The organism is uncultured Enterovirga sp., from assembly GCF_964242715.1.
GTDB lineage: Bacteria > Pseudomonadota > Alphaproteobacteria > Rhizobiales > Beijerinckiaceae > Enterovirga.
On sequence record NZ_CAXTAZ010000002.1, the window covers coordinates 92,609 to 116,423 of the forward strand.

Here is a 23,815-nt window from a genome sequence, read left to right on the forward strand (position 1 = left end):
CGGCCCGGCTCAGATGTCGAGCGTGACGGAGACCGGCACGTGGTCGGAGGGCTTGTCCCAGCTCCGCGTGTGCCGGTGGATCTCGGTCCCGGTCAGGCGATCCGCCGCCTGCGGCGAGAGCAGGAGGTGGTCGATCCGGATGCCCTTGTTCTTCTGCCAGGCGCCGGCCTGGTAGTCCCAGAAGGTGTACAGGCCGGGTTTGTCGTCGCAGGCGCGCACCGCCTCGGTCAGCCCAAGTCCCAGGAGGCGCCGGAACGCGGACCGCGTCTCGGGGCGGAACAGCGCATCCTCGACCCAGGCTTCGGGGTTCGACACGTCCCGGGCATCCGGAATGACGTTGTAGTCGCCGGCGAGCACCAGCGGCTCCTCGAGGCGCAGAAGACCGGCCGCGTGCCCGGCGAGCCGCTCCATCCAGCGGAGCTTGTAGCTGTACTTGTCGGTCCCGGTCGGGTTCCCGTTCGGGAGATAGATCGACGCGACCCGTGCGACCCTTCCGGATGGTGCCGAGACCAAGGCCTCGATGTAGCGGGACTGAATGTCCTCGGGGTCACCCGGGAGGCCGCGACGAATGTCGGACAAGGGGAAGCGGGACAGGATGGCGACGCCGTTGAAGGCCTTCTGGCCGTGGACCGCGAGATTATAGCCCTTGGCCTCGATCTCGAGCGCCGGCACGGCCTCGTCTGTCGCCTTCAACTCCTGAAGGCAGAGGACATCGGGACGCGCCTCGTCGAGGAAGCGCAGCACGTGCTCGAGCCGCTGCTTGACCGAGTTGACGTTCCAGGTGGCGATCAGCATGCCGCCGTCATCCCGCGTTCCGGCGTCGGAGACAAGCGCGCCAAGCGCTTGCGTGGGAAACCGGCCCCGTCTCGGGCGGGGCTGGGTTGCAGCCCGTGCGACCGGGCTTGACCACTTGCCCCGTCGCGCTTTGATGACGGCCGAAGGGGGCCGATGACCCCCGCCCGGACCGAGGACAAGACATGGCGGACCCCTACGACATCCTGGTGATCGGGGCCGGGCCGGGCGGCTACGTCGCCGCGATCCGGGCGGCGCAGCTCGGTTTTCGCACCGCGGTCGTAGACCGGGAACATCTGGGCGGCATTTGTTTGAACTGGGGCTGCATCCCGACCAAGGCGCTGCTGCGCTCCGCCGAGATCTACCACTACCTCCAGCATCCCGGGGAATACGGGCTCACGGTCGACGGCAAGGTCGGCTTCGACGCCGGCGCCGTGGTGAAGCGCTCGCGCGGTGTTTCGAAGCGGCTCGCCGACGGCGTCGGCTTCCTGCTGAAGAAGAACAAGGTCGATGTGATCTGGGGCGAGGCCAAGATCGAGTCCGCGGCCAACGGTGACGAGCCCGGCAAGGTCACGGTCTCGGCCACGACCCGGGCCGAGCCGCCCAAGGGCGCGCTCGGGGCGGGCAGCTACGCGGCCAAGCACATCATCGTCGCGACCGGCGCCCGTCCGCGCGCCTTGCCCGGCATCGAGCCCGACAAGAAACTGATCTGGACCTATTACGAGGCCATGGTGCCGGAGAAGATGCCCAAGACCCTGCTCGTCATGGGGTCGGGCGCGATCGGGATCGAATTCGCCTCCTTCTACCGGACCATGGGCACCGAGGTGACCGTGGTCGAGGTGCTGCCGCAGATCCTGCCGGTCGAGGATGCCGAGATCGCCGCGCTCGCCCGCAAGCGCTTCGAGAAGCAGGGGATCAAGATCCTGACCGGCGCCAAGGTCACCAAGGTCGTGAAGGCCGCGGATTCGATCACGGCGACGGTGGATGTCGGCGGCAAGACGCAGGAGATCACGGCCGAGCGCCTGATCTCCGCCGTCGGGGTCGTCGGCAATGTCGAGAATCTCGGCCTCGAGACGCTCGGCGTCACCATGGAGCGGGGCTTGGTCCAGACCAACGGGCTCGGGCGGACCAGCGTGCCCGGGATCTACGCCATCGGCGACGTCGCCGGAGCGCCCATGCTCGCCCACAAGGCCGAGCATGAGGGCGTCATCTGCGTCGAGACCATCAAGGGCCTGCCCACCTATCCGATGGACAAGGGCATGATCCCCGGCTGCACCTATTGCCAGCCGCAGGTCGCCTCGGTCGGGATCACGGAGGCGAAGGCCAAGGAGCAGGGCCTCGACATCCGGGTCGGCCGTTTCCCCTTCGTCGGCAACGGCAAGGCGATCGCGCTGGGCGAGGACCAGGGTCTCGTGAAGACGATCTTCGACCGGAAGACCGGCCAGCTCCTCGGCGCGCACATGGTCGGTGCCGAGGTCACCGAACTGATCCAGGGCTACGTCATCGCGATGAATCTCGAGACGACGGAGGAAGAGCTGATGCACACGGTCTTCCCGCACCCGACCCTGTCCGAGACGATGCACGAGAGCGTGCTCGACGCCTATGGTCGCGTCATCCACACGTGAGCGGGCGGGCGTCCCTCGGAGCGCCGCTGGCGCTGGCAGCCTTCGCGATCGTTGCCGCCGGTTACGCCGCGTCGGCCCGCTCGATCCTTCACCAGACCTCGGGCGAGGATGGCGACCAGATCCTGACGGTGTCGGAGGCCGAGACGCCGCGAAGCGCGACCGTGACCTTCATCTGCAACGCGAAGAGGAGCCAGTATGGCCTCGTGATCCTCGCTCCCGACGCGACCTGGCCGGCCGGCGGCGCGGACGTGACTCTCACGGCGGGGGGCGCCGTGGTCGGGCGAACGCGCTTCGATGCTTTCGAGAATTCGCTCATCCTGGCGGAAGACGGCGAGCCGACGCGTGGGCTCCTCTCGGCAGCGCTCCGAGGCGACGTGCTGGAGCTGGCGGCCGGGAAGCCTCCGATCAGGCTCACGCTTCGCGATGGCCAGGCCCAGGTCGAGCGTTTCCGGGACCTCTGCGGGTTCAAGTAAGCCCGAAAAGGGCGTCATCGGCCCAGCCTGGGGGACGAGTGAACCTCGAGAGCACCTCCGCGATGTGCTCGCGGAAGTCGATCCCGAACGGGATCTCGTCGATATCCATGAGGACGCTGCCGGTGCCGTAATGCTGCGTCAGGCGGTCGAATAGCCGTCCGGAGATGGCCGCCGAATCGGCGCGGCGACGTGAGATCGCGATCCTGGGCATGGCTCGGCCGTCAGCCCGCATAGGCACGTTTGCGCTGCCGCAGGCAAGCACCTACATCCGAAACGGGCCGCCGAGGCGGTGGCCGGGCGACATCATGGCCGTTCTCCTCGATCTCCTGAGCCACGACACGCGACCGCGCCATCCCGAGAAGGCGCATCGGCCGGACCAGCCGGTCGCCCGCAAACCGGACTGGATCCGGGTCAAGGCGCCGGGCTCGCCCAAATGGGCCGAGACGAACCGGATCGTGCGCGAGAACAAGCTCGTCACGGTCTGCGAAGAGGCAGGCTGCCCGAATATCGGCGAGTGCTGGGAGAAGAAGCACGCCACCTTCATGATCATGGGCGACACCTGCACGCGGGCCTGCGCCTTCTGCAACGTGAAGACCGGCATGCCGGGCGCGCTCGACGCATCCGAGCCGGCGAAGGTCGCCGACGCCGTCGCCAAGCTCGGGCTGGCCCATGTCGTCGTGACGTCCGTCGACCGGGACGACCTCGCGGACGGCGGAGCGCAACACTTCGCCGAGGTCATCGGCCACATCCGGCTTCGCTCTCCGGGAACCACGATCGAGATCCTGACACCCGATTTCCTCCGCAAGGAGGGCGCGCTCGAAGTGGTGGTCCAGGCGAAGCCCGACGTCTTCAACCACAATCTCGAGACTGTCCCGTCCAAATACCTGACCGTCAGGCCCGGAGCGCGCTACTTCCACTCGGTCCGGCTGCTGCAGCGCGTGAAGGAACTCGACCCGGCGATCTTCACCAAGTCCGGCATCATGGTCGGGCTCGGCGAGGAGCGGCACGAGGTCGTGCAGGTGATGGACGACCTGCGCTCGGCCGAGGTGGATTTCCTGACGATCGGCCAGTACCTGCAGCCGACCCGGAAACACCATCCGGTGATCCGCTTCGTCACACCAGAGTGTTTCAAGGGCTACGAGACGACGGCCTATGGCAAGGGCTTCGGCCTCGTCTCGGCGACGCCGCTCACGCGCTCCTCGCATCACGCAGGCGAGGATTTCGCCAGGCTGCGGGCGCGGCGCGAGACCGACATCGCGTCTCGCCTCGGGAGCCCCGTCGCACCGATGTGATTGTCGCGGGGTCGCCGCCCTCGCTGGACTTCGGAGCGGCGGCGCATCAGATACCCGCCATGCCTTCGTTCAAGACCATTCGGCGTGTCCCGCACGCGGCCCAGGAGATGTTCGACCTGGTGGCGGATGTCGAACGTTACCCGGAATTTCTGCCGCTCTGCACCGGGTTGCGGGTTCTGCGCCGGGTGGACGAGGCGGATGGGCGCCAGGCGCTCGTGGCCGAGATGAGCATCGGCTACAAGGCGATCTCCGAGCGTTTCACGACCAAGGTGATGCTCGACCGCGCGAAGCTCGACATCCATGTCAGCTACGTCAACGGCCCCTTCCGGTATCTCGAAAACCGCTGGGAGTTTCGGCCGGATGGAGCCGGCTCCGCCGTCAATTTCGCGATCGACTACGAATTCCGGTCGATGGCGCTCGGCCTTCTGATGGGCGCGATGTTCGATCGTGCCTTCCGGCGCTTCACGGACGCCTTCGAGACACGAGCCGATTCCGTGTACGGCCGCAGGCCTGCCGAACGGGTCTGAGCGTCAGGGCCCCCGGCTTGCGAGGGCTCCCCGGAGGAGCGCAAGCGCGTCTTCCACGGCGCGCTCCCGAATGACGCTTCGGCCGAGATCGCCGTAGCGTCGCTCCAGATGCCGCACCTGTCCGGACGAGGTCGCGCAGGCGAGATGGACGAGCCCGACGGGCTTCGCTTCGGAGCCGCCACCCGGACCCGCGACGCCGGTGATCGCGACCGCCACTTCGACGCGTGCGGCGGCGACCGCGCCTGAGGCCATGGCGCGGGCGACGGGCTCGCTGACCGCGCCGTAGCGCTCGATCAGATCGGCATCCACGCCGATCAGCTCGGTCTTCGCGTCGTTCGAATAGGTCACGAAGCCTCGCTCGAAGACCGCCGACGAACCCGGCACCTCGGTGAGCGCGGCGGCCACGAGGCCGCCCGTGCAGGATTCGGCCGTCGCCACGCGCCAGCCGCGGGCGCCATAGGCGGCGACGAGGTCGGCCGCGGCGGCGACCAGGGCAGGGGACATGACCTAGCGCTCCGCCGGGAGGCGAACGGTCGCGGCAGCCTGTGCCGCGATGCCTTCGCCCCGGCCCGTGAAGCCGAGCTGCTCCGTGGTGGTCGCCTTGACCGAGACGGAGGTCGGGCGAAGGCCGGTGATCTCGGCGATGCGGGCCCGCATCGCATTCCGGTGCGGGCCGACCTTGGGCCGTTCGCACAGGATCGTCGCGTCGAGATGGTCGATGACGCCTCCTGCCTGCCGCACGAGGTCGGCCGCGAAGGCCAGGAACTGGTCGGATGCAGCGCCGCGCCATTGCGGGTCGCTCGGCGGGAAATGCGTGCCGATATCGCCTTCGCCAAGCGTCCCGAGCAGCGCGTCGGTGAGGGCGTGCAGGACGACATCGCCGTCGGAATGGGCGACCACGCCGCGCTCATGCGCGACCTTGATGCCGCCCAGCCAGATGTGATCGCCCGGGCCGAAGACATGTACGTCGAACCCAGTCGCGACCCGGGTCACGAGGGTGGCGACGCTGGGCGCGAGCCGGCGCTCGGCCTCGTCGAAATCGGCGGGCGTGGTGACCTTCATGTTGGCAGGATCGCCTTCGAAGACATGGACGGGGAGGGCGGCCCATTCGGCCAACCGGGCATCGTCGGTGAAGCCGTCATGCCCCTCCGCCGCTGCCCGGCGATGCGCTTCGAGGAGAGGTCCGAAGGCGAAGGCCTGAGGGGTCTGAACGGTCCGCAACTCGGCCCGGTCGAGGGTCTCGACGATCGCTCCGTTCGCACCGACGCGCTTGACGGTGTCCGTGACGACCAGCGCCGGCACGGCCGCGCCATGTTGCCGTCCGGACTCGATCGCACGGTCGATCAGCGCCCGGTCGACGAACATCCGGGCCGCATCGTGGACGAGGCAGATCGTGTCAAGACCGTCCGCCACAGGCGCGAATGCCTCGAGCGCCCGCAACACGGACACCTGCCGGGTAGGCCCGCCCGCAACGGGATCGAGAAGCGCCTGCCGGCCGGCGAATTCGGCGACGGCTTCGTCGTAGAGCGGCCGGTCGTCCGGATGTATCGCGCACAGAACGGCTTCGATCTCGGGGTGATCGAGGAACGGCTCGAGCGCCCGCGTGAGCACCGGCCGGGACGCGACGGATCGGTATTGCTTCGGCAGGCCCTCGCCGGCGCGCTGCCCGCGACCCGCAGCGACGATGACGGCGACGATCTTCATCCGTGAGCCTGATCCTGCGGCACCGGCCGCGGGCGCCTTGATAGGGGCGCAGCCCTCTCCTGCAAAGATGCCCCATTGGACGGAGCCGCCAGATTGGTTATTGATCAGGCAGCATGATGGATGGCGCGTTTTTGGGCAGAATTGGTTTCCAGGTAAGAGGGCGCCCGGTCAGGGGCGTGGCGGTCCTGGCGCCCCTCTCCGGCATCAGCGATGTCGGGTTCCGCCGTCTGGCCGCCCGCTTCGGTGCCGGCCTCGTCGTGACCGAGATGGTGGCGGCGGAAGGCTATTTGAGGGGCGAGGAGCAGGCGCGCCTTCGCTCCGCCGGCGTCGGGCTCGACCCGCATGTCGTGCAGCTCGTCGGGCGCAACCCTGTCCGGATGGGCGAAGCCGCCCGGCTTGCCGAAGGGGCCGGCGCCGACATCATCGACATCAACATGGGCTGCCCCGCAAAGCGGGTGACGGGCGGCCTCTCAGGCTCCGCCCTGATGCGTGAGCCCGACCTTGCCGTCGACATCATGGCGAAAGTGGTCGCGGCAGTCTCGGTTCCGGTCACGGTCAAGATGCGCCTCGGCTGGGACGACACGACCCGCAATGCGGCCGCGCTCGCCCGTCAGGGCGCCGATCTCGGGGTCGCGGCCGTGACAGTGCATGGCCGCACGCGGCAGCAATTCTACACGGGTTCGGCCTCCTGGACCGCGATCCGGGAGGTCGCCGATACGGCCGGCATTCCGGTGGTCGCGAATGGCGATGTCGCCTCCGTCGCGGACGCGAGATCCTGCCTGGCCCAGTCGGGAGCGGCTGCCGTCATGGTCGGCAGGGCGGCGCTCGGGCAGCCCTGGCTCGTGGGCGAGATCGGCGCGGCGCTCGCCGGCATTCCCGTCTGCTCACCCGGTTTCGCCGAACGGGCCGAGGCGGCGGTCGAGCATTACGAGACGCTGCTCGCCCTCTACGGCGCGCGGATCGGGACCCGTCACGCCCGCAAGCACCTCGCCGCATATGCCGACCGGGCGGCGGAAACGGGGTTCGGCCTCTCTCCCGCGGACCGGGCCGAACTCGTGACGTCGGAGGTGCCCGCCCGGGTCGTCGCGCTCCTGTCCTGCATCTACGATGAACCGCTGAGGAGGGCGGCCGCATGAATGCCGTGACCAGCGACCAGGTGGTCAACGCCCTGCCGCTTCCCGTCCTGACCATCGGTCCCGAGGGCAATGTCCTCGACGCCAATCAGGCGGCCGAGACCTTCTTCGACGCCAGCATCCGGGTGATGCGGCGCCAGCAGCTCTCCGACATCCTGCCCTACGATTCCCCGGCTTTCGCCCTTGTGGACGAGGTCCGCCGTCGCGGATCCGGCGTGAGCGAGCACAGGGTCGACCTGTCGAGCCCTCGCTACGGCGTCGAGCGGCGCGTCGATGTCTTCGCGACACCGCTCGGCGAGGAAGGGGCTGTCGTGCTCATGTTCCAGGAGCGCACCATCGCCGACAAGATGGACCGCCAGCTGACGCATCGCGGCGCGGCGCGCTCGCTGACGGCGCTCGGTGCGATGCTGGCGCACGAGATCAAGAATCCGCTTTCCGGCATCCGTGGCGCGGCGCAACTCCTCGAACAGACGCTCGACGAGAATGACCGCATGCTGACCCGCCTGATCTGCGACGAGACCGACCGGATCGTGAACCTCGTCGAGCGGATGGAGCTGTTCGGCGACGAACGCCCGATGGACCGGGGACCCGTGAATGTCCACGGCGTGCTCGACCACGTGAAGCGGCTCGCGCTGTCGGGTTTCGCCCGCCACATCCGGATCGTCGAATCCTACGATCCGTCGCTCCCGCCGGTTCACGGCAACCGGGACGAGCTCGTCCAGGTCTGCCTGAACCTCGTGAAGAACGCGGCCGAGGCAGTCGGCCCGGACACGCTCGACGGGGAGATCATCCTGTCCACGGCCTTCCGTGCCGGCATCCGCCTCGAAATGCCCGGATCGCGGGGAGGGCGGGTGGCGCTCCCGATCGAACTCGCGATCAGGGACAATGGACCCGGGGTGCCGGAGGACCTCCTGCCGCACCTCTTCGACCCCTTCGTGACCACCAAGGCGCAGGGAAGTGGCCTGGGCCTTGCCTTGGTGGCGAAGATCGTCGGCGCTCACGGAGGCGTCGTCGAATGCGATCCATCGCCCCGGCGAACGACCTTCCGGGTGCTGTTGCCGATCTACTCCGCCCGCGACGGGCGCGAAACGGAGCTTTGAGACCCACCGGATGCCGAGCGGACAAATCTTGCTGGCCGACGACGACGCTGCGATCAGGACCGTCCTGAATCAGGCGCTCTCGCGTGCCGGATACGACGTGCGTTCGACCGGTCACGCGGCCACCTTGTGGCGCTGGGCGGCGCAGGGCGAGGGCGACCTGATCATCACCGACGTGATCATGCCGGACGAGAATGCCTTCGACCTTCTGCCCCGGATCAAGAAGGTCCGGCCGGACCTCCCGATCATCGTGATGAGCGCCCAGAATACGTTCATGACGGCCATCCGGGCCTCGGAACGGGGCGCCTACGAGTATCTGCCGAAACCCTTCGACCTGAAGGAGCTCGTGGCGATCGTGGGACGGGCGTTGTCGCGGCCCCGCGGCCAGGCCCCGAGCGGCGCCGCGCAGGAGCCGGACGACATTCCGCTGGTCGGCCGCTCGCCCGCCATGCAGGAGATCTACCGGGCGCTGGCGCGGCTGATGCCGACCGACCTCACCGTCATGATCTCGGGCGAATCCGGGACCGGCAAGGAATTGGTGGCCCGCGCGCTGCACGATTACGGCAAGCGACGGAAAGGGCCCTTCGTCGCCGTCAACATGGCCGCGATCCCGCGCGACCTGATCGAATCCGAGCTCTTCGGCCACGAGAAGGGCGCCTTCACGGGCGCGATGTCGCGCAGCGCCGGCCGGTTCGAGCAGGCGGAAGGCGGAACCCTCTTCCTCGACGAGATCGGCGACATGCCGATGGAGGCCCAGACCCGGCTGCTGCGGGTGCTGCAGCAGGGGGAATACACGACCGTCGGTGGCCGCCTTCCGATCAAGACGAATGTCCGGATCATCGCCGCCACGAACAAGGACCTGCGGATCTCCATCCAGAACGGCATCTTCCGGGAGGACTTGTTCTTCCGTTTGAACGTCGTCCCGCTCCGCCTGCCGCCCCTGCGCGAGCGGAGCGAGGACCTGCCGGATCTGGTTCGCCATTTCGTGACGCTGGTCGAGAAGGAGGGTCTGCCCCGCAAGCAGGTCGATTCCGAGGCCATGGAGCGCCTCAAGCGCTATCGCTGGCCCGGCAACGTACGCGAACTCGAGAACCTGGTTCGCCGCCTGGCGGCCCTCTATCCGCAGGAGACGATCACCGGACCGATCGTCGAATCCGAGCTCGACACGCTTCCCCGCATGTCGACGAGCGTCGAGGCGAGCGCAGTGGTCGAGGGCGAGACGCTGTCCATGTCCGTCGAGCGGCACCTCACGGACTATTTCCGAAAATACCCGAACAGCCTGCCGCCGCCCGGCCTCTATCACCGTATCCTGCGCGACATCGAGGGTCCGCTGATCGGGGCGGCACTCGCCGCGACACGCGGCAATCAGATCCGGGCCGCCGAGCTTCTCGGTGTCAATCGCAATACCCTCCGTAAGAAGGTGCGGGACCTGGACCTCCAGGTGGTGCGAACCGGCCGCTGAGCGGCCGCGTCGGCCAGAGGGGAGGGTGCGCTTACCCGCCAGGGCAGCGCCCGTGTGCCTCCTGGACTTCCACCAGGATCGAGCCTATTCCGTCGGGTGTTGCCCAGGCGCATCACCGTCGCGCGGGATCCACGGGGCGAGGTCCTCTTGAGCGAAGCCGAGCGGGCAAGCGCAAATCAGGTCAAGGTGCCGGGTCCACGCGGGCCCGGCTTGCTCGGCGCTTTCGCCGTCGGCGCGGCCCTCTGCTCGGCTCTCGTCACCTTCCTCGTCCTCGCCGGCCTGACACCGATCCTCCCGACGAACGAAGTCGTCCGCTGGGTCCTGCTTCTCAATGTCCTCCTCGTTCTCGTCCTGATCGGGATCGTGGCCTGGGAGGCCTGGGACCTGGTCCGGGCTCGCCTCGCCGGCGTCGCGGGCGCGGGCCTGCATGTGCGGGTGGTCGGGCTGTTCAGCCTCGTCGCCGCCCTGCCTGCGATCCTCGTCGCCATCGTGGCCAGCGCGACCCTGAACCGGGGCCTGGACCCGTGGTTTGCGGGCTCGCTGCGGGCGCTGATGTCGAACACGGTCGAGATCGCCGAGGCCTATCGCGACTCGCAATGCCGGACACTCGCCCGCGAGACGCAGCTGATGGCGTCCGACCTGAACCGCGCGAAGCTGCTCTTCGACGCGGATCGGAAGCTCTTCGCCGATTTCCTGTCGTCTCGTGCAGGATCTCTCGGCTTCCCGCTCGCCATGATCGTCGACCCGGACGGGACCGTGGTCGAACAGGCCGAGCTCAAGGCCATGGAAGGGCTGACGCCGCCGACGGCCGACGATCTCAAGGACGTGAGCGACACGGAGGCGACCTGTCTCGTGCCGCGATCGGGCTACATCTTCCGGGCGGTTCTCAAGCTTCCGGCTCATGACGGCCGAATCCTGTTCGTGGCGCGGGCGGTCGATCCGCGCGCGGTCGAGTTCCCGCCCGTGGCTCAGGCCGGGATCAATTACTACCTCGCACTCGAGCAGAAGCGGGTCGGGATCCAGATCGCCTTCGCGTCGATGTTCGCGTTGATCGCGCTCATCGTCCTCCTGTCCGCGATCTGGTTCGGGCTGAATTTCGCCAACCGGCTCGTCACGCCCATTCGGCGGCTGATCCATGCGACCGACCAGGTCGCGACCGGGAATTTCTACGTTCAGGTTCCCGTCCGTAAGCAGGAGGGCGACCTAGCCCATCTCGGGGAGACCTTCAACAAGATGACGGCGGAGCTTCGGCGCCAGCATGACGGCCTGACCGCGGCGAGCGACCTCATCGACCGGCGCCGTCGCTTCATGGAGGCCGTGCTTTCGGGCGTCTCGGCGGCCGTGATCGGCATCGATTCCCACGGCCTGATCACGATCGTGAACCCGTCGGCCGAGGCATTGCTGGACACGCGTCGGGAACAACTGCTCCGCCAGCCGATTACCGCAATCCTCCCCGAAATCGCCCAATTGCTTGAAGAAGCGAGGGGAGGCCGCCTGCGGCTCGCTCAGCAGCAGATCCCGATTTCCAGGCGCAACCGCGACCGGACGTTGAACATTCGCGTGACCAGCGAGCAGGCGCGAGGCGAGGACAAAGGGTTCATCGTGACACTCGACGACATCACCGATCTCGTCACCGCCCAGCGGTCCTCCGCCTGGGCCGACGTGGCGCGCCGGATCGCGCACGAGATCAAGAACCCGCTCACCCCGATCCAGCTGTCCGCGGAGCGGATCCGGCGCAAATACGGCAAGCAGATCACCCAGGATCGCGAAATCTTCGACCAATGCACCAACACGATCGTGAGGCAGGTCGACGAGATCAAGCGGATGGTGGACGAGTTCTCGTCCTTCGCCCGGATGCCGAAACCCTCGATCGGCGAGGAGGACGTAGTCGATACCGTTCGCCAGATCGTCTTCATGATGCGGATCGCGCATCCGGACATCACCTTCACGGACCAGCTTCCCGCAGAGGCGCTCGTCGCGAGTTTCGATCGGCGGCTTCTCTCTCAGGCCGTCCAGAACATCGTCAAGAACGCGGCCGAGGCCATCGCCGAAGTCCCCGAAGACGCGCGGGGGCTGGCCGAGATCGATGTCTCCGTCAGGCGGGAGAATGACGAGATCGTGGTCGACGTGGCCGATACCGGCAAGGGTTTTCCGAGCGAAGGCCGGCAGCGCCTGCTCGAGCCCTACATGACGACCCGTGAGGGAGGCACAGGCCTCGGCCTCGCGATCGTCGGCAAGATCCTGGAGGACCATGGCGGGCGGATCGAGCTTCTCGACAACCCGGCCGGCCGGGGCGGCCTCGTCCGGCTCATCTTCCCGAGGCAGCGCGAGGGCGATATCCCCGATGCCGCCCCGGATTCCCGCCCTCAGCGCCAGCGCGTGACCGCATGAGCACCGACATCCTCATCGTCGACGACGAGACCGACATCCGGGACCTCGTCTCCGGCATCCTCGAGGACGAGGGTCACGGCACCCGCACGGCCGGCTCCTCGGACGAGGCGTTGGCCGCCGTCGAGGCGCGTCGGCCGCATCTCGTCTTCCTCGACATCTGGCTCCAGGGCAGCCGCCTCGACGGGCTCCAGGTGCTGGAACTGATGAAGAAGGACCATCCCGACCTGCCGGTCGTGATGATCTCCGGTCACGGCAACGTCGAAACGGCGGTGTCGGCCATCAAGGCTGGCGCCTACGACTTCATCGAGAAGCCGTTCAAGGCGGACCGCCTGGTCCTCGTTGCCGACCGGGCGCTCGAGGCCTGGCGGCTGAAGCGCGAGGTGCGGGACCTCCGGTCCCGCTCGGTCCAGGCGAGCCGCATCGCCGGCCGCTCGCCGGTCATCAACCAGCTGCGGCAGGCGATCGAGCGGGCGGCCCCGACGAATGCCCGCATCCTGGTCGCGGGCTCGCCCGGAACCGGCAAGGAACTCGCCTCCCGGACAATCCACAGCCTGTCGAGCCGGGCCTCCGGCCCCTTCGTGGTCATCAACGCGGCCACGATCACGCCCGAGAACATGGAAGCCGAGCTCTTCGGCGTGGAGGGGAACGGCGAGCGGAGCCGTCGCATCGGCGCGCTCGAAGAGGCCCATGGCGGCACGCTTTACATCGACGAGATCGCCGACATGTCCCGCGAGGTCCAGGGCAGGATCCTGCGGGTGCTCGTCGACCAGAATTTCCAGCGCGTCGGCGGCTCGGCGCGCGTCCATGTCGATGTCCGGATCGTGTCGTCATCGAGCCGCGACCTGCCGACCGAGATCGCCGAGGGCCGGGTCCGCGAGGACCTGTTCCACCGGCTCAGCGTCGTGCCGATCCGGATCCCGTCCCTGTCCGAACGCCGGGAAGACGTGCCGGAGCTCATCGAGTTCTTCCAGGACCAGATCTCGGCCTCGACCGGGCTCCCGAAACGCCGCATCGGCCAGGAGGCGATGGCCGTGCTGCAATCGCATGACTGGCCGGGCAACGTGCGCCAGCTCCGCAACAACGTCGAGCGGCTCATGATTCTGACCTCGGCCGATGTCGATGCCGAGATCACGGCCGACATGCTGCCGTCCGAGATCGGCACGCTGGTTCCGTCGACGCCGAACGGGGCAGGGGGCGAGCGCCTCATGAGCCTGCCGCTTCGGGAGGCCCGGGAAATCTTCGAGCGTGAATACCTCGTCGCCCAGATTGCGCGCTTCTCCGGCAACATCTCGCGGACGGCCGAGTTCATCGGCATGGAGCGGTCGGCGCTGCACAGGAAGCTGAAGCTTCTCGGCATCGGAGGCTGACCGCCGCCGATCCGAGAGGGTCTGGCCGCGTACAGATCTTGCGTCGGCCCGGCCGACGTCATCTATTAGGGTGGCCGGTCTGGGGCTTCGCTCCTTCGATCAATGACAACATCGGCCTGCCCACGATGACCGGCGGTGCGGGCCTACAGGACAAACTCCATGCCGACCGAACGCGGCCAAAACCTACAAGACACCTTCCTGAACCATGTCCGGAAGAACAAGGTCCCGCTCACGATCTTCCTCGTGAACGGGGTCAAGCTGCAAGGCATCGTCACCTGGTTCGACAGTTTCTGCGTGCTGCTTCGCCGCGACGGCCATTCACAGCTCGTCTACAAGCACGCGATCTCGACCGTCATGCCCGGACACCCGGTGCAGCTCTTCGAGCCGGAGGAGATCGACAAGGCGTGACGGCCCTCGACAACCGAACGGGAAGGCGTTGACCGGCCCGAACCAGAACGACGCGGACCGTCTCGGACGGGAGAAGCCCGCGCACGACATCGCAGCCCGAACCCGCACGGTCGTGTTCGGGCCCTACCTGACGCGTGGCCGGACGAGGGGAGGGCCCCGGTCCGGGCACCCGGCGGAGAAGCCCACGGCGCGCCCGATCGCGGCGCGCCTCGACGAGGCGGTCGGGCTCGCGATGGCGATCGACCTCGAGGTCGTCGTACGGGATACGATCCCGGTCTCGAACCCTCGTCCGGCGACCTATATCGGCAGCGGCAAGGTTCTGGAGATCGCCGGCATCGTCGCCGCCGAGGATGCCGGGCTCGTCGTCATGGATTGCGCGCTCTCGCCGGTGCAGCAGCGCAACCTGGAAAAGGCCTGGGGCGCCAAGGTCATCGACCGGACCGGCCTTATTCTCGAGATCTTCGGCCGCAGGGCCCGTACCAAGGAGGGCTCCCTTCAGGTCGAACTCGCCCACCTCGCCTACCAGAAGAGCCGGCTCGTCCGCTCCTGGACCCATCTCGAGCGCCAGCGCGGCGGCTTCGGCTTCCTCGGCGGCCCGGGCGAGACCCAGATCGAAGCGGACCGCCGCCTGATCCAGGACCGCATGCGGCGGATCGAGCGGGATCTCGAAGGCGTCAAGCAGACCCGCTCGCTGCACCGGGCGAGCCGCCGCCGCGTGCCGTATCCGATCATCGCCCTGGTCGGCTACACGAATGCCGGCAAGTCGACGCTCTTCAACCGCCTGACCTCGGCCGACGTCTTCGCCGAAAACCTTCTCTTCGCGACCCTCGATCCGACCTCCCGAGCGATCCAGCTACCGCAGGGCGAGACCGCCATCCTGTCGGATACGGTCGGCTTTATCTCGGACCTTCCGACGATGCTGGTCGCAGCATTCCGGGCAACGCTCGAAGACGTGGTCGAGGCGGACGTGCTTCTCCACGTCCGTGACATCTCGCATGGCGAAACCGAGGCCGAGGCGGCCGATGTCGAGGAGGTGCTGAACCAGCTCGGCATCGACATGAACGACCGGGGCCGCATCGTCGAGGTCTGGAACAAGTCGGACCTCCTGCCGCCTGACGAGCGCGAGCGGCTCGCCGCGACCGCAGCGCGGCTCCCGGCCGAGCAGCGCCCGAGCCTGATCTCGGCCGCGACCGGGGAGGGGATCACGGAGCTGCTCGCCGGGCTCGAGCAGCGGGTGGTGGCCGGGCGGCCAAGCTACCGTCTGGCGCTCCCGGCCGAGGACGGCAGCGGGCTGCATTGGCTCTACGAGCAGACCGAGATCATCCACCGCGAAGACGGGGAGGGCGGCGAGGTCAAGGTGGTGGCCCGCGTAGCGCCGGAGAAGGTGCCCCGCCTACTCACGCGCTTTCCGGAGGCCGAGAAGATCGGCTGAGCGCCTCGCGCTCGTCGCGCTTCACGGAAGCCCAAGCCTCATCCATCTCGGTCAGACCAAATTGGTCGAGAGACCTGCCGCCTTCAACCAATTTGGTTTCCATGCCTCGGAAACGCCGCTCGAACTTGCGATTGGCGGCCGCAAGCGTCGCCTCGGGGTCGGCCCGGAGATATTGGCCGAGATTGGCGACCGTGAAGAGGAGGTCGCCGAATTCGTCCTCGATCTCGGCCCTGCCCCCGGCCTCGACCGCCTGCCGCAATTCCGCGAGTTCCTCCTCCACCTTCGCCAAGACCGGGCGGAGATCGGGCCAAGCGAACCCGACCGCCGCGGCCTTCCGGGCGAGTTTGTCGCTCCGGGACAACGCCGGGAGAGCCGGCGGCACGCCGTCGAGCGCGCTCCGGGCCGCAGGTACCTGGCCCCTGGCTGCCTTCTCGGCGCGCTCCGCGCGCTTGATCTGGTCCCAAAGGGCTTTCACGGCCTCCGGCGAGAGCGACCGGGCCTCGCCGAAGACATGCGGGTGCCGTCGGATCAGCTTCGCGGTGATCGCCTCGACGACGTCTCCGAAGGCGAAGGCGTCCTGCTCTTCCGCCAGCCGCGCCTGGAAGACGACCTGGAGCAGCAGGTCGCCCAGCTCGTCGCGCAAGTCATCGAGATCGCCGCGCGCGACCGCATCGGCCACCTCATAGGCTTCCTCGATCGTGTAGGGCGCGATCGTCGCGAAGCTCTGTTCGAGATCCCAGGAACAGCCGCGTTCCGGATCGCGCAGCCGCGCCATGATCCGGATCAGGTCGGCGATGTCACGCGAAGGCCGGACATCGTCGTCGGCTGGTTCCGCCGTCATCGCGAGCCCATCGCGAGGCGCGGTTCCGACACTGGGCAGCAACCGCGGACGCGGCGCTCGACACGTCCAAACCGCTCCGGCCCCAACAGGGGAGACCCCCATGCACCATTCGCATAAGATATATTATGGAACCAATAGTGAGGCGGGCTGACGTGTGGGGGGCTTTCGGCGATTGGATCGATCCTCATTCAGCCTCCAGCCGCATCCCGTCGAAAGCCGGAACGATCCCGGCCGGGAGTTCTCTGCGGAGCGTTTCGTAATCGACGTCCGTATGCAGGTTCGTCAGCACGGCACGCCTCGGCCGCAGGCGTTCGATGAGCGCCAGCGCTTCCGAGACGGAGAAATGCGTCGGATGCGGCGTGTAGCGGAGCGCATCGAGGATCAGGAGGTCGAGCCCGGCCAGGGCCGCGATGCTCTCGTCCGGCATGCGGCTCACGTCGCTCGCATAGGCGATGTCGCCGAAGCGCAGGCCGAGCGCTCGAATCGAGCCGTGCTCCATGTCGAAGGGCAAGGCCGACACGATACCGCCCGGTCCGTCGACCTCGACGAACTGGCCGACTGCGATCCGGTGCTCGTCGACAAGCGGCGGGTATTGGCTTCCGGGCGGCGAGCGGAAGCAATAGCCGAATCGCGCGTTCAGCACCTCGCTCGTGGTCGCGTCGGCATAAAGCCGAAGGCGGCGCCGCATGTGGATCACGAGCGGGCGCAGGTCGTCGATGCCATGGATATGATCGGCGTGGTCATGCGTGATGATCACGCCGTCGAGCCGGCGTACGTCTGCGTCGAGCAGCTGCTCGCGAAGGTCGGGCGAGGTGTCGACGAGGACGGAGGTCGTGCCCCCCGGTGTCGCTCTCTCGACCAGGATGGAGCAGCGCCGGCGTCGGTTCTTAGGGTTCGTCGGATCGCAGGCGCCCCAGCCGGACCCGACGCGGGGAACGCCGGCGGAGGACCCGCAGCCCAGGATCGTGACCGAGAGGCTCATGCCGCTTCGCTCCGAACCTCGTCGCCGAGGAAGGGACGCGCCTTGGCGAAGAGCCGGGCAAAGTTCGCGCTCGTCAATCGCGCGATCTCATCGACAGACACGCCGACCGTCTCGGCCAGCACGCGGGCGGTCTCGACCACATAGGCCGGCTCGTTGGTGCGGCCGCGATGCGGCATCGGCGCGAGGTAGGGCGCGTCCGTCTCCACCAGCAGCCGGTCGCGGGGCACGATCTCGGCCACGATGCGCCGGAGCTCGCTCGAGGCCCGGAAGGTGAGAATGCCGGACAGCGACAGTGAGAAGCCGAGCTCGATCCCGGTCCTCGCGAGCGCTTCGCCGGAGGAGAAGCAGTGGAGGACGGCGTCGAACCGCCCTCGCCCGTGCTCCTCCCGCAGGATGCGGCTCATGACCTCGTCCGCGTCGCGGGCATGGATGACGAGCGGCAGACCGGTCTCGCGGGCTGCCGCGATATGGTTCCGGAACACGCGCTCCTGCACGTCGCGGGGCGCGCAGTCGTAGTGGAAATCGAGCCCCGCCTCGCCGATCGCGATGCAGCGGGGATGCGTGGAGAGCCGGACGATCTCGGCCACCGGGACGTCCGGTTCTTCGGCGGCGTTGTGCGGATGGGTGCCGATCGTGAAAAAGACGTCGGGATGGGCTTCCGAGATGTCCCGGTAGCGAGCTTCGTGGGCGACCCGGGTCGAGATCGTGACCATCCGGCTCACCCCCGCCGCGCGGGCGCGGGCGAGTACCTCCGGCAAGTCGCTGGCGAGTGCCGGGAAATCGAGATGGCAGTGGCTGTCGATCAGCATGGGTTCGTGGTTGTCGGGCAAGGAACGGGCCGCGTCATCAAAGCTTGCCGAGGCGGCCGCCGTCCACCTGCAAGGCGGCGCCTGTCACGAAGAGCGCGTCATCCGAGGCGAGATAGGCGATCGCGGCTGCGATGTCCTCCGGCCGCCCGACGTCGTTCTTGTCGATGGTCTCGATCCCGGATTTCACGTTCGGATTCTCCCACAGCATGGGCGTATCGACGGCTCCCGGCAGGACGGCATTGCAGCGAATGCCCTTCGCCCTCCCCTCGATCGCGGTGGAACGGGTGAGCGAGAGGACCGCAGCTTTTGCCGCTGCATAAGGCGCGACCAGCGGCGTGGTGCGTTCGGCATGAACGCTCGACACGTTGACGATCGCGCCGCCGGACATGTGCAGGAAAGCCTGCCGGGTGAAATGGACGGCACCGAGCAGATCGACCCCGAGCACCTTCGTCCAGTCCGCTCCCGTGAAATCCTCGAGCGGCTTGAAAAGCATCATGCCGGCGTTGTTGACGACCACATCGAGGCGTCCGAACCGGGCGATCGTGGCGGCCACGCAGGCCTCGACGGCGGCTTCGGAGGCGACGTCGCAGGCGAGTCCGAACGTAGCCGAGGCCCCCTGCCCTTCCAGCCGGCCGGCGGCGGCGATGGCCGCGTCTCCGTTCAGGTCGGCGATGACGACGCTCGCTCCTTCAGAGCCAAAACGCATGGCGGTGGCAAGCCCGATGCCGCTCGCCGCCCCCGTCACGATGGCGACCTTGCCGGCGAAGCGGGCGCTCATGTCTGGGCTTCCAGCTCACGAAGCAGGCGCTCACGCTTCGGTCGGTCGGCTCTCGCCGCATCGCGCCGCTTTCTCGCAAGCGGCTCCTCGAACTCGCTCGGGAACACGACCGGGACGGTCAGGCAGACGCTCTGAGACGGCAACACGTCGCGCCAATCGGCGATGAGCTGACGGTAGGCCGTCCCCACGGGGCGGATGTTGCGGTCGAGATCGTAGAGGCCGAGCGGATTGACGGTGCCGTTCGTCTCCCGGAGCGTCGTGTCCCAATCCACCTGGTCGGTGAGCGAGTACCAGGTGAAGCCGACCATCGGCACGCCGGAATTGCGGACCCGGAGCACGTTGGCCCATTCCTTCCAGAGCCAGTTGACGGCCGCCTCCCCCTGGCCCTGGTGAAAGTTCGTCTCGGTGTGCATCACCGGCAACCGGTAACGATTGTAGTATTGTCGCGTGATCTCGGAATAGCCAAAAATCTCGCCCGAAGGACGCCAGCTGCCGTCGGCGGCGACGCGGTGTTCGTTCGTCTCGTAATAGTCATTGCCCATGATGCAATGATGCTTGAGGTTGTTCTCCAGGAAGAAATGATACTCCTTCCGGGTCATGCCGTTGTCCATCAGGAGCTCGTACATCTCCGATTCGATTCGACGCCCGTAATTGAGATCCAGCGGGAGGAAGCGCCGGGCATTCTGGATCTCTGCCGGCTTGATCGCCTTCGGGTTCTCGGCGTGGAAATATTCCGAGGACTCGCTCTGGATAAAGAGCGCGTCCGGCCGAACCTCGAGGATCGCCGACATCGCCAGCACGTTCGCCTTGACGATGTGCTTCAGGGCCGTGACGAAAGCCTTGTCGGAGGAGAGCTGCTCGTTCCACAGGCCGTAGGCGGCCGAGAAGGTCGCGCAGACATACATCTCGTTGACGGGCGTATAGAGCTGCACCCAGGGATAGCGGTCCGCGAAGTCCCTCGCGTAGCGGGCGAAGAGGGCCGGAAAGTCCGGGTTCTGGAAGTTGCCGATCCAGTCCGGCACGCCGAAATGGCAGAGATCGACGATCGGCGCGATGTCGAGTTCCTTGAGCCGCCCGAAGGTCAGGTCCGAGAACTCCCAATCATAGCGGCCGGGTCTCAGGAACGTCGTGTGGATCGGGGGGCCGTAGCGGAGAAAATGGATGCCGAGATCCCGGACGAGGTCGAAATCCGTTCGCCAGTGTTTGTAGAAGCCGCAGGATTCGAGTTCGTCCACCCTGTGCGATCCGCCCCGGATGGTCGGGTTCGAGTTCTCGATCCCGGTGGCGAACATGAAGGCGGGAGCGGGCATCGTGTCTCCTCAGGCGACGGCTTCGGGAGACGGCTCCGCCTCAGCCCTCGGCTTCGACGTAGCGGGGAAATATCGCCTGCGGGGCAGGCAGTCCGGTCCCGGCGACAAGCCGGCCGGGCTCCCCGACATCCGCCAGCGAACGCTGGTCGTCGGCAACGGCCAGGAGGTCGAGGAGTTTCGCCGCCGCCCGCGGAATGAAGGGCTGGGCGAGGATCCCGATCGCCCGGAGCGTCTCGGCCGTCACGTAGAGCACCGTCGCCATCCGGGCAGGATCCTGTTTTCGGAGGATCCAAGGTTCCTGTGACGCGAAATAGCGGTTCGTCTCGGCAACGACGGCCCAGATCTCGGACAGGATCGTGTGGAGGGCAAAGTCCTGCATGGCCGCCCTCGCCTTCCCGGGCAGGCTCCCGGCCAGCGCGAGCAGCGCCTCGTCGACCGGCAGGAGGACGCCCGCTTCGGGCACCCTTCCCTCGCAATTCCGGGCGATCATGGTGAGGGAGCGCTGCGCCAGGTTGCCGAGATCGTTCGCGAGGTCGGCATTGATGCGCGTGACGATCGCCTCGTGCGAGTAGTTCCCGTCCTGCCCGAACGGCACCTCGCGCAGGAAGAAGTAGCGCAACTGATCGACGCCGTAGACCCCGGCGAGCGCGATCGGATCGATCACGTTCCCGACCGACTTCGACATCTTCTCGCCCCTGTTGAACAGGAAGCCGTGGCCGAAGACGCGCTTCGGCAGCGCGAGTCCCGCCGACATCAGGAAGGCCGGCCAATACACCGTGTGGAAGCGCACGATGTCCTTGCCGATAACGTGCAGGTCGGCCGGCCAGAAACGCCAGAGCGGCGAGGTCTCGTCCGGGAAGCCCGTGCCCGTGAGGTAGTTCGTCAGCGCGTCGACCCACACATACATGACATGGGCCGGGTCATCCGGCACGGGCACGCCCCAGGCAAAGGTCGTGCGGCTGATCGAGAGATCCTCGAGGCCCCGATTGATGAAGGCCACGATCTCGTTCCGGCGCGTCTCCGGGCCGATGAAGTCCGGATGCTCGCCGTAATGCGCGAGCAGGCGATCACCATAGGCCGAGAGGCGGAAGAAGTAGCTCTCCTCCTCCACCCACTCGACCGGACTGCCGGTCGGGGCGAGACGGCTCCCGTCAGGCGCCGTCGCCAATTCGGATTCGTCGAAATAGGCCTCGTCCCGGACCGAGTACCAGCCGGCATATTTCGACGGGTAGATGTCGCCGGCCGCCAGCATCCGGCGCCAGACCTCTTCGCTCGCCCGTCGATGATCCGGGTCCGTGGTCCGGATGAAACGGTCGAAGGAACAGTCGAGGAGCGTTGCGACGTCGCGGAATTTCGGCGCCATCTCGTCGACGAAGGCCTGCGGCGTGGTGCCGGCCCGGTCCGCGGTCTGCTGGATCTTGAGCCCGTGCTCGTCGGTCCCCGTCATGAAGAAGACGTCGAAGCCGTCGATCCGCTTGAAGCGGGCGATCGCGTCCGCCGCGATCACCTCGTAGGCGTGCCCGATATGCGGCAGGCCGTTCGGGTAGGAGATGGCGGTGGTGATGTAATAGGCCGGGCGGGCCATCCGGAACCTGCACTGAACCGGAGCGGCTTCAGGCCGCCGCTCGGACCGCCTCGGCCAGATCCCCGAAGATCGACACGATGAAAGCACGCCGCTCGAGGTTGTAGACCTCAACCGATCGGGCAGCCTCGGTCACGTTTTCACATACCTCCGCGAGGGGGGCAAGGCGCGCCGCCCCGAGATGCTGCCCGGCCTCGACGCGTCGTTCAAGCCATCGTAGGAGCGATTGGATGGCAAAGCCGAAATCCTGCTCGGCCCGGCGGTCACCGAGCTTCTCGGCGAGGGTGAGGATGCGCGGGAGCGGGGTGCCGGGGAGGTCGTCCAGCAAGCGGTTCAGCTCATCGAGGAGCGCGAGGCGTTTGCCGTCGAGGAGCGTCAGGGCGCGGGCGACCGATCCGTCCGAGGATTCGGCCGCGCGCGTCAATCGTTCGTCCGGGATACCCTGAATTCCGGGTCCGAGCGTCCTCAGCACCTGGCCGACATCAACGCTCGAAAGCGGCTGCAAGGCGAGCTTGCGGCAGCGTGAGCGGATCGTCGGCAAGGCGCGCCGCGGCGCATGGCTGACGATGAGGACAAGCCCGCGGGTGGGCGGCTCCTCGACCGTCTTCAGAAGCGCGTTCGCGGCCGGTGGGGTGAGATCGTCGAGCGCATCGATGATGCAGATGCGCCGCCCTCCGTCCGCGGCGGTCGAGGCGAAGAAGGAGAGCGCCTTTCGGACGGCATCGACCGAGATCGTCTTCGGGGCCGCCTTCTCGCCATCCGGGGAGGCACGTTCGAGGATGAGCAGGTTCGGGTGCGACCCGGCCGTGATCTGCCGAGCCGTCCGGCCTGCGGGATCGACGGATAGCCCGTCCTCTCCCGCGACCCTCTCGGCCGCCGGTGCGAGAAGCCAACGTGCGAAGCGGTAGGCGAGCGTTGCCTTGCCGATCCCCTCCGGCCCGCCGATCAGCCAGGCATGGTGAAGCCGCCCTGCCCCCTCCGCCTCGAGCAAGGTCGCTGCCGCGTGACCCTGGCCGATGAGGACGTGCCGGTCGCGCGGATGCGGAACCTCCTCGCTGAGTGGCTCAGCCGACACGGCTCGCCCTCTTCCAACCACCGAGCCGAGCCTCGACGGCGGACCAGATCCGGGCCTCGACCTCATCCGGAGAACCGCCCGCGTCGACCACGACGCAGCGCTCCGGTTCGCGTTGCGCGATGGCGAGGAACGCCCGGCGGATTTCGGCATGATAGCTCGCGTCTTCCGCCTCGAACCGGTCCACGGTCTCCCCCCTCGCGGTGCGCCGCGCTCCAGCCCGGACAAGCCCGATCTCGACCGGGAGGTCGAGGATCAGCGTCAGGTCCGGCCGGGTGTCGCCGATGGTGGCTCGCTCTAGGGCGCCGAGAACCGTGTCCGGCAGCCCCGCGAGCGCGCCCTGGTAGACGCGGGTCGAGTCGATGAACCGGTCGCAAAGCACGAACGCCCCTCGCCCGAGAGCAGGCTCGATCGTGTGGTCGACATGATCAGCCCGCGCCGCCGCAAAGAGCAGAGTCTCGGCGAGTGCCCCATGCCCTTTCGCGCGTCCTGACAGCAGGATAGCGCGGATCTCTTCCGCCCGAGGTGAGCCGCCGGGTTCGCGCGTCACGATGGTGTCGAAGCCATGCGCGGCAAGTCGGTGTCGAAGTCGTTGAATCTGGGTCGACTTCCCGGCGCCCTCGCCGCCTTCAAAGGAAATGAAGCGGCCGAGGGGGGGCGCGTCGATCCGGCAGGCGGAGGTCTCGGCCATGGCCGTGGTTAGCGGGTCCGCCCACCGATGAGAAGGCGGGACCGGAA

General features: G+C 67.6%; 23 protein-coding genes. 11 read left to right on the forward strand and 12 right to left on the reverse strand.

What is annotated here, in order from left to right:
• Positions 1-9 precede the first annotated feature (9 nt).
• Positions 10-795 carry an exodeoxyribonuclease III gene (gene xth / locus ACFE87_RS01865; RefSeq protein WP_375457908.1) on the reverse strand — a complete coding sequence of 262 codons (786 nt, stop codon included), beginning with the start codon at positions 793-795 and terminating at the stop codon, positions 10-12.
• A 182-nt stretch (positions 796-977) separates the two neighbouring features.
• Here xth and lpdA point away from each other — a divergent pair, with 182 nt between their 5' ends.
• Entirely contained in the window at positions 978-2,417 is a 1,440-nt protein-coding gene (gene lpdA, locus ACFE87_RS01870; protein ID WP_375457909.1) for a dihydrolipoyl dehydrogenase, read from the forward strand.
• Positions 2,414-2,890, forward strand: a complete 477-nt coding sequence (locus tag ACFE87_RS01875) for a hypothetical protein (protein ID WP_375457910.1) — start codon at positions 2,414-2,416, stop codon at positions 2,888-2,890. The genes lpdA and ACFE87_RS01875 overlap by 4 nt, the downstream gene beginning before the upstream one ends.
• On the opposite strand, the gene ACFE87_RS01880 is transcribed toward ACFE87_RS01875, so the two are convergent.
• Positions 2,883-3,101: a hypothetical protein gene (locus ACFE87_RS01880; protein ID WP_375457911.1), complete on the reverse strand. Its 219-nt coding sequence runs from the start codon at positions 3,099-3,101 to the stop codon at positions 2,883-2,885. The genes ACFE87_RS01875 and ACFE87_RS01880 overlap by 8 nt on opposite strands.
• Positions 3,102-3,195: 94 nt before the next feature.
• Between ACFE87_RS01880 and lipA the strand changes: the two genes are divergently transcribed.
• Positions 3,196-4,182, forward strand: coding sequence for a lipoyl synthase (gene lipA, locus ACFE87_RS01885; protein WP_375457912.1), 987 nt, complete (start codon positions 3,196-3,198; stop codon positions 4,180-4,182).
• Between the two features lie 59 nt (positions 4,183-4,241).
• The gene (locus ACFE87_RS01890; RefSeq protein WP_375457913.1) at positions 4,242-4,709 is read left to right on the forward strand and encodes a type II toxin-antitoxin system RatA family toxin; all 468 of its coding nucleotides are present in this window, start codon (positions 4,242-4,244) and stop codon (positions 4,707-4,709) included.
• A gap of 3 nt (positions 4,710-4,712) precedes the next feature.
• On the opposite strand, the gene ACFE87_RS01895 is transcribed toward ACFE87_RS01890, so the two are convergent.
• Together ACFE87_RS01895 and ACFE87_RS01900 are read right to left on the reverse strand one after the other, a co-directional pair.
• Complete coding sequence (locus tag ACFE87_RS01895; protein ID WP_375457914.1) at positions 4,713-5,213, reverse strand: CinA family protein; 501 nt, start codon at positions 5,211-5,213, stop codon at positions 4,713-4,715.
• Between the two features lie 3 nt (positions 5,214-5,216).
• Complete coding sequence (locus tag ACFE87_RS01900) at positions 5,217-6,413, reverse strand: bifunctional 2-C-methyl-D-erythritol 4-phosphate cytidylyltransferase/2-C-methyl-D-erythritol 2,4-cyclodiphosphate synthase (RefSeq protein ID WP_375457915.1); 1,197 nt, start codon at positions 6,411-6,413, stop codon at positions 5,217-5,219.
• 113 nt (positions 6,414-6,526) lie between these two features.
• Here ACFE87_RS01900 and dusB point away from each other — a divergent pair, with 113 nt between their 5' ends.
• The 7 genes from dusB (at position 6,527) to hflX (ending at position 15,703) form a co-directional block, all read left to right on the forward strand.
• A complete protein-coding gene (gene dusB / locus ACFE87_RS01905; protein WP_375457916.1) occupies positions 6,527-7,549 on the forward strand; it encodes a tRNA dihydrouridine synthase DusB in 1,023 nt (340 codons plus the stop codon).
• Entirely contained in the window at positions 7,546-8,646 is a 1,101-nt protein-coding gene (locus ACFE87_RS01910) for a nitrogen regulation protein NR(II) (protein WP_375457917.1), read from the forward strand. Before dusB ends, ACFE87_RS01910 begins: the two co-directional genes overlap by 4 nt.
• Before the next feature lie 10 nt (positions 8,647-8,656).
• Positions 8,657-10,105, forward strand: coding sequence for a nitrogen regulation protein NR(I) (gene ntrC / locus ACFE87_RS01915; RefSeq protein WP_375457918.1), 1,449 nt, complete (start codon positions 8,657-8,659; stop codon positions 10,103-10,105).
• 147 nt (positions 10,106-10,252) lie between these two features.
• Complete coding sequence (locus tag ACFE87_RS01920) at positions 10,253-12,496, forward strand: ATP-binding protein (RefSeq protein ID WP_375457919.1); 2,244 nt, start codon at positions 10,253-10,255, stop codon at positions 12,494-12,496.
• Positions 12,493-13,863, forward strand: a complete 1,371-nt coding sequence (locus ACFE87_RS01925) for a sigma-54-dependent transcriptional regulator (RefSeq protein ID WP_375457920.1) — start codon at positions 12,493-12,495, stop codon at positions 13,861-13,863. The genes ACFE87_RS01920 and ACFE87_RS01925 overlap by 4 nt, the downstream gene beginning before the upstream one ends.
• A gap of 159 nt (positions 13,864-14,022) precedes the next feature.
• Complete coding sequence (gene hfq, locus ACFE87_RS01930; RefSeq protein WP_375457921.1) at positions 14,023-14,271, forward strand: RNA chaperone Hfq; 249 nt, start codon at positions 14,023-14,025, stop codon at positions 14,269-14,271.
• Positions 14,272-14,299: 28 nt separating this feature from the next.
• Positions 14,300-15,703: a GTPase HflX gene (gene hflX / locus ACFE87_RS01935; RefSeq protein ID WP_375457922.1), complete on the forward strand. Its 1,404-nt coding sequence runs from the start codon at positions 14,300-14,302 to the stop codon at positions 15,701-15,703.
• On the opposite strand, the gene mazG is transcribed toward hflX, so the two are convergent.
• From mazG to tmk, 8 genes are all read right to left on the reverse strand, one after another.
• Positions 15,669-16,544, reverse strand: a complete 876-nt coding sequence (mazG, locus tag ACFE87_RS01940; protein ID WP_375457923.1) for a nucleoside triphosphate pyrophosphohydrolase — start codon at positions 16,542-16,544, stop codon at positions 15,669-15,671. The genes hflX and mazG overlap by 35 nt on opposite strands.
• Before the next feature lie 184 nt (positions 16,545-16,728).
• Positions 16,729-17,526 (reverse strand): MBL fold metallo-hydrolase, encoded by a 798-nt coding sequence (locus ACFE87_RS01945; protein WP_375457924.1) that lies wholly within the window; start codon positions 17,524-17,526, stop codon positions 16,729-16,731.
• Complete coding sequence (locus ACFE87_RS01950; protein ID WP_375458000.1) at positions 17,523-18,335, reverse strand: TatD family hydrolase; 813 nt, start codon at positions 18,333-18,335, stop codon at positions 17,523-17,525. The genes ACFE87_RS01945 and ACFE87_RS01950 overlap by 4 nt, the downstream gene beginning before the upstream one ends.
• Positions 18,336-18,372: 37 nt before the next feature.
• Entirely contained in the window at positions 18,373-19,113 is a 741-nt protein-coding gene (locus ACFE87_RS01955) for an SDR family NAD(P)-dependent oxidoreductase (RefSeq protein ID WP_375457925.1), read from the reverse strand.
• Positions 19,110-20,423, reverse strand: a complete 1,314-nt coding sequence (locus tag ACFE87_RS01960; RefSeq protein ID WP_375457926.1) for a family 1 glycosylhydrolase — start codon at positions 20,421-20,423, stop codon at positions 19,110-19,112. Before ACFE87_RS01960 ends, ACFE87_RS01955 begins: the two co-directional genes overlap by 4 nt.
• Before the next feature lie 40 nt (positions 20,424-20,463).
• Positions 20,464-22,008 carry a methionine--tRNA ligase gene (gene metG, locus ACFE87_RS01965; protein ID WP_375457927.1) on the reverse strand — a complete coding sequence of 515 codons (1,545 nt, stop codon included), beginning with the start codon at positions 22,006-22,008 and terminating at the stop codon, positions 20,464-20,466.
• A gap of 28 nt (positions 22,009-22,036) precedes the next feature.
• The gene (locus tag ACFE87_RS01970; protein WP_375457928.1) at positions 22,037-23,080 is read right to left on the reverse strand and encodes a DNA polymerase III subunit delta'; all 1,044 of its coding nucleotides are present in this window, start codon (positions 23,078-23,080) and stop codon (positions 22,037-22,039) included.
• Positions 23,070-23,768: a dTMP kinase gene (gene tmk / locus ACFE87_RS01975; RefSeq protein ID WP_375457929.1), complete on the reverse strand. Its 699-nt coding sequence runs from the start codon at positions 23,766-23,768 to the stop codon at positions 23,070-23,072. The genes ACFE87_RS01970 and tmk overlap by 11 nt, the downstream gene beginning before the upstream one ends.
• Positions 23,769-23,815: the final 47 nt, after the last annotated feature.

Bases quoted from the DNA above. Each gene is read 5' to 3' on its own strand.
- ACFE87_RS01900 (WP_375457915.1), bottom strand. From the start codon at position 6,413: ATGAAGATCGTCGCCGTCATCGTCGCTGCGGGTCGCGGGCAGCGCGCC.
- ACFE87_RS01925 (WP_375457920.1), top strand. From the start codon at position 12,493: ATGAGCACCGACATCCTCATCGTCGACGACGAGACCGACATCCGGGAC.
- metG (WP_375457927.1), bottom strand. From the start codon at position 22,008: ATGGCCCGCCCGGCCTATTACATCACCACCGCCATCTCCTACCCGAAC.
- xth (WP_375457908.1), bottom strand. From the start codon at position 795: ATGCTGATCGCCACCTGGAACGTCAACTCGGTCAAGCAGCGGCTCGAG.
- hfq (WP_375457921.1), top strand. From the start codon at position 14,023: ATGCCGACCGAACGCGGCCAAAACCTACAAGACACCTTCCTGAACCAT.
- dusB (WP_375457916.1), top strand. From the start codon at position 6,527: ATGATGGATGGCGCGTTTTTGGGCAGAATTGGTTTCCAGGTAAGAGGG.
- ACFE87_RS01895 (WP_375457914.1), bottom strand. From the start codon at position 5,213: ATGTCCCCTGCCCTGGTCGCCGCCGCGGCCGACCTCGTCGCCGCCTAT.
- lpdA (WP_375457909.1), top strand. From the start codon at position 978: ATGGCGGACCCCTACGACATCCTGGTGATCGGGGCCGGGCCGGGCGGC.
- ACFE87_RS01910 (WP_375457917.1), top strand. From the start codon at position 7,546: ATGAATGCCGTGACCAGCGACCAGGTGGTCAACGCCCTGCCGCTTCCC.
- lipA (WP_375457912.1), top strand. From the start codon at position 3,196: ATGGCCGTTCTCCTCGATCTCCTGAGCCACGACACGCGACCGCGCCAT.
- ntrC (WP_375457918.1), top strand. From the start codon at position 8,657: ATGCCGAGCGGACAAATCTTGCTGGCCGACGACGACGCTGCGATCAGG.
- ACFE87_RS01955 (WP_375457925.1), bottom strand. From the start codon at position 19,113: ATGAGCGCCCGCTTCGCCGGCAAGGTCGCCATCGTGACGGGGGCGGCG.
- tmk (WP_375457929.1), bottom strand. From the start codon at position 23,768: ATGGCCGAGACCTCCGCCTGCCGGATCGACGCGCCCCCCCTCGGCCGC.
- ACFE87_RS01950 (WP_375458000.1), bottom strand. From the start codon at position 18,335: ATGCTGATCGACAGCCACTGCCATCTCGATTTCCCGGCACTCGCCAGC.
- ACFE87_RS01880 (WP_375457911.1), bottom strand. From the start codon at position 3,101: ATGCCCAGGATCGCGATCTCACGTCGCCGCGCCGATTCGGCGGCCATC.
- mazG (WP_375457923.1), bottom strand. From the start codon at position 16,544: ATGACGGCGGAACCAGCCGACGACGATGTCCGGCCTTCGCGTGACATC.
- ACFE87_RS01890 (WP_375457913.1), top strand. From the start codon at position 4,242: ATGCCTTCGTTCAAGACCATTCGGCGTGTCCCGCACGCGGCCCAGGAG.
- ACFE87_RS01960 (WP_375457926.1), bottom strand. From the start codon at position 20,423: ATGCCCGCTCCCGCCTTCATGTTCGCCACCGGGATCGAGAACTCGAAC.
- ACFE87_RS01945 (WP_375457924.1), bottom strand. From the start codon at position 17,526: ATGAGCCTCTCGGTCACGATCCTGGGCTGCGGGTCCTCCGCCGGCGTT.